We start from the raw sequence: 2500 nt of genomic DNA, 5'->3' as shown, positions 1-2500 counted from the left end.
TCAAACTCGGAGATAGCTGGTTCTCCGCGAAATCTATTTAGGTAGAGCGTCATCCGAATGCCCCGGGGGGTAGAGCACTGGATGGGTAATGGGGCCCCACAGGCTTACTGATCCTAACCAAACTCCGAATACCCGGGAGTACTAGATGGCAGACACACTGCGGATGCTAACGTCCGTAGTGGAGAGGGAAACAACCCTGACCTACAGCTAAGGCCCCCAATTCATGGCTAAGTGGGAAAGCAGGTGGGACGACCAAAACAACCAGGAGGTTGGCTTAGAAGCAGCCATCCTTTAAAGATAGCGTAACAGCTCACTGGTCTAATCAAGTTGTCCTGCGGCGAAGATGTAACGGGGCTCAAGCCATGAGCCGAAGCTTAGGATGCCGTAAGGCATGGTAGCGGAGCGTAGTGTGATATAGGATCTATCCTCTTCTGCATCCTTCGGGATGCAATGGAGGACAGGATCCTTTCAGTGAAGCCCGGGCGTGAGCCATCGGGTGGAGAGATCACTAGCGAGAATGATGACATGAGTAGCGACAAAGAGTGTGAGAGACACTCTCGCCGAAAGTCCAAGGGTTCCTGCTTAAAGCTAATCTGAGCAGGGTAAGCCGGCCCCTAAGGCGAGGCCGAAAGGCGTAGTCGATGGGAACCAGGTTAATATTCCTGGGCCATGTGGTGGTGACGGATCGCAGAGGTTGTCAGTCCTTATCGGATTGAACTGGCAGCTGAGCGGTCCCTGGAAATAGCCCCACTTTAGGACCGTACCCTAAACCGACACAGGTGGACTGGTAGAGAATACCAAGGCGCTTGAGAGAACGATGTTGAAGGAACTCGGCAAAATACCTCCGTAAGTTCGCGAGAAGGAGGCCCGGTTCCTAGGCAACTAGGGGCTGGGGGCACAAACCAGGGGGTGGCGACTGTTTACTAAAAACACAGGGCTCTGCGAAGTCGCAAGACGACGTATAGGGTCTGACGCCTGCCCGGTGCCTGAAGGTTAAAAGGAGGGGTGAGAGCTCCGAATTGAAGCCCAGGTAAACGGCGGCCGTAACTATAACGGTCCTAAGGTAGCGAAATTCCTTGTCGGGTAAGTTCCGACCTGCACGAATGGCGTAACGACTTCCCCGCTGTCTCCAACATCGACTCAGCGAAATTGAATTGCCTGTCAAGATGCAGGCTTCCCGCGGTTAGACGGAAAGACCCCGTGCACCTTTACTACAGCTTCGCACTGGCATCAGGATTGTGATGTGCAGGATAGGTGGTAGGCTTCGAAGCAGGGACGCCAGTCTCTGTGGAGCCAACAGATGAGATACCACCCTTCGCACTCTTGATGTCTAACCGCGGTCCGTTATCCGGATCCGGGACCCTGCGTGGCGGGTAGTTTGACTGGGGCGGTCGCCTCCTAAAGCGTAACGGAGGCGCGCGAAGGTTGGCTCAGAGCGGTCGGAAATCGCTCGTTGAGTGCAATGGCAGAAGCCAGCCTGACTGCAAGACTGACAAGTCGAGCAGAGTCGAAAGACGGCCATAGTGATCCGGTGGTCCCAAGTGGGAGGGCCATCGCTCAACGGATAAAAGGTACGCCGGGGATAACAGGCTGATACTGCCCAAGAGTCCATATCGACGGCAGTGTTTGGCACCTCGATGTCGGCTCATCTCATCCTGGGGCTGGAGCAGGTCCCAAGGGTACGGCTGTTCGCCGTTTAAAGAGGTACGTGAGCTGGGTTTAGAACGTCGTGAGACAGTTCGGTCCCTATCTGCCGTGGGTGTAGGATACTTGAGAGGAGTTGCCCCTAGTACGAGAGGACCGGGGTGAACGATCCACTGGTGGACCAGTTGTCGTGCCAACGGCAGTGCTGGGTAGCTATGATCGGACAGGATAACCGCTGAAGGCATCTAAGCGGGAAGCCCCCCTCAAAACAAGGTATCCCTGAGGACCGTGGAAGACCACCACGTCGATAGGCCGGAGATGTAAGCATGGTAACATGTTCAGTTGACCGGTACTAATGGTCCGATAGGCTTGATTTGATCCAGTAACAGACAGGGACACAAACCTGACTGCGAACACTCAAAAGCATACACATACAGCGTACTCGACTGACAGCACCGCCCGACAGGGCAGGTTGATGAACACCCACCCGCAGTGACGGGATCTGGCAGCGCGCTTCGCGTCGCGAAACGCTCCCTGCCGCACCGTCTCTGCAGCGTGGTCTTTCCTTGGTTTGGTGGTCATAGCACGAGCAAAACACCCGGCTCCATTCCGAACCCGGTCGTTAAGTGCCGTCGCGCCAATGGTACTGCGTCTCAAGACGTGGGAGAGTAGGTCACCGCCAAACCTAGAAAAGACCACAAAACCGTATCTCTCTAAACGATCCACCCTGACCAAAACATAATCAGGGCAAAATCGCCGCGGGATGGAGCAGCCCGGTAGCTCGTCAGGCTCATAACCTGAAGGTCGTAGGTTCAAATCCTACTCCCGCAACCAGTCCTAACGAACTCGGATCGAC

General features: G+C 55.2%; 1 tRNA gene and 2 rRNA genes (1 of these 3 cut by a window edge). All 3 read left to right on the top strand.

Annotated features, from left to right (window positions below):
• Nucleotides 1-2021 (top strand): 23S ribosomal RNA (locus R2601_RS23980) (it extends 881 nt beyond the left edge of the window).
• A gap of 193 nt (nucleotides 2022-2214) precedes the next feature.
• Nucleotides 2215-2329 (top strand): 5S ribosomal RNA (rrf, locus tag R2601_RS23975).
• Between the two features lie 72 nt (nucleotides 2330-2401).
• A tRNA-Met gene (locus tag R2601_RS23970) sits at nucleotides 2402-2478 on the top strand.
• The last annotated feature ends 22 nt before the right edge of the window (nucleotides 2479-2500 follow it).

The organism is Salipiger bermudensis HTCC2601, assembly GCF_000153725.1.
In the GTDB taxonomy this organism is placed as follows: domain Bacteria; phylum Pseudomonadota; class Alphaproteobacteria; order Rhodobacterales; family Rhodobacteraceae; genus Salipiger; species Salipiger bermudensis.
The sequence above is the reverse complement of the archived record's forward strand: the minus strand, read 5'-3'. Positions and strand labels throughout refer to the sequence as shown.